The organism is Streptomyces sp. ICN903, assembly GCF_022015835.1.
Classification (GTDB): domain Bacteria; phylum Actinomycetota; class Actinomycetes; order Streptomycetales; family Streptomycetaceae; genus Streptomyces; species Streptomyces fenghuangensis.
This window is the reverse complement of the sequence record NZ_JAKMAY010000531.1, coordinates 1-1,855: the sequence shown is the minus strand read 5'-3', so window position 1 is coordinate 1,855 and position 1,855 is coordinate 1. Positions and strand designations below refer to the sequence as shown.

The 1,855-nt window shown below is 71.3% G+C and carries 1 protein-coding gene; it reads right to left on the bottom strand.

The genetic code is table 11. The annotated features are described in order from the left end of the window. Positions 1-1,641 (bottom strand): MDR family MFS transporter (locus L7D48_RS28555; RefSeq protein ID WP_237883962.1); only part of this gene is annotated, 1,641 nt, incomplete at its 3' end. Positions 1,642-1,855: the final 214 nt, after the last annotated feature.

Below are 1,855 nucleotides of genomic sequence, written 5' to 3'. Positions count from 1 at the left end.
GGGGCCGGGGTCGGCGGCGGTTGCCGCGGTCGGCTGCCGCTCCTGCTTCCCGGCGTCGGTCTGCTCGTCGAGCCGGGTGCGCAGCGGCACCTCCTTGACGAACAGCACCAGCAGCAGAGCGATCACCGCCATCGGTGCGGCGTAGAGGTAGATGTCGGCCACACCGTGGCCGTACGCGCTCTCGACGACCGTGCGTACCGGGCCGGGGAGGGCGTCCAGGTCCGGGATGGCGCTGCCGTTGCCGCCGGTCGCGCCCTCGGGCCGGATGCCCAGCTTCGTCATGCCGTCGGTGACGTAGTCGGTGATGCGGTGGGCGAGCACCGCGCCCAGCACCGAGACGCCGACCGCACCGCCGAGGGAGCGGAAGAAGGCGAGCACGGAGCTGGCCGCGCCCAGCTCGGAGAGGGCGACCTGGTTCTGGGTGGCCAGGACGAGGTTCTGCATCATCATGCCGACGCCGGTGCCCAGCAGCGCCATGAAGACCGCGATCCGCCAGTACGGGGTGTCGTACCGCATCGAGCCCAGCAGGCCGAGTCCGGCCGTCAGCAGGACGGCGCCGGCCACCAGCCACACCTTCCAGCGGCCGGTGCGGGTGATGACCAGGCCGGAGACGGTGGAGGAGACGAACAGTCCGCCGATCATCGGGATGGTCAGCACGCCGGACATCGTGGGCGACTCGCCGCGGGCGAGCTGGAAGTACTGGCTGAGGAAGACGGTCGCGCCGAACATCGCGATGCCGACGAAGAGCGAGGCCAGCGCGGTGAGCGTGATCGTGCGGTTGCGGAACAGCCTCAGCGGGATGATCGGCTCGGCGGCGCGCGACTCGGTGACGACGAAGGCCAGGGTCAGCAGGAGCGAGGCGCCGACCATCGTGTACGTCTGCCAGGACAGCCAGTCGTAGCTGTTTCCGGCCAGTGTCACCCATATCAGCAGCAGCGAGACGGCGGCGGTGACGAGGGAGGCGCCCAGCCAGTCCACCTTCACGTTCTCCCGCTTCACCACGGGCAGGTGCAGCGTCTTCTGGAGCACGATCAGGGCGAGGACTGCGAAGGGCACGCCGACGTAGAAGCACCAGCGCCAGCCGAGCCAGGAGGTGTCTGTGATCACGCCGCCGAGCAGCGGTCCGCCGACGGTGGCGACGGCGAAGGTGGCACCCAGGTAGCCGCTGTAGCGGCCGCGCTCACGCGGGGGGATCATCGCGGCGATGATGATCTGGGACAGTGCGGCCAGACCGCCCGCGCCCAGGCCCTGCACCGCCCGGAAGGCGATCAGGGTGCCGGTGTCCTGGGCCAGGCCGGCTCCGGCGGAGGCCAGGACGAAGAGCACCAGCGCCGACTGCACCAGCAGCTTCTTGCTGTAGAGGTCGGCGAGCTTGCCCCACAGCGGGGTGGAGGCGGTCATGGTCAGCAGCGCCGCCGTGACCACCCAGGTGTACGCGCTCTGGCCGCCGCCCAGGTCCGAGATGATCCGGGGGAGGGCGTTGGAGACGACCGTCGAGGACAGGACGGAGACGAACATGCCGAGCAGCAGCCCGGACAGCGCCTCCATGATCTGGCGGTGCGTCATGGGCACCTGTTCGGCGCCTGGGGAGGTGCGGGCGCTCTCGCCCTTGAGCGCCTCCGCGGGTGTGGACGTTGCCATGCGCTCCTTGCTTTCCGTGTCTCTTCCGGCGTCGGGCGGCGTGTCACGGCACGCCGTGGGTCTGCGGCCCGGACGGCTGTGCGCCCGGGCACGGCGGTGCGGGCCCCGGTGGTGCGGGCCCGGCGGTACGTGCGGTGCTCGGAGTGTCGGGGGCCGGGGCCGGTGTGTGCGGTTGGTCAGCCCTGTGCGGCGGCCGTGCGGTGCGGTGGGAGGG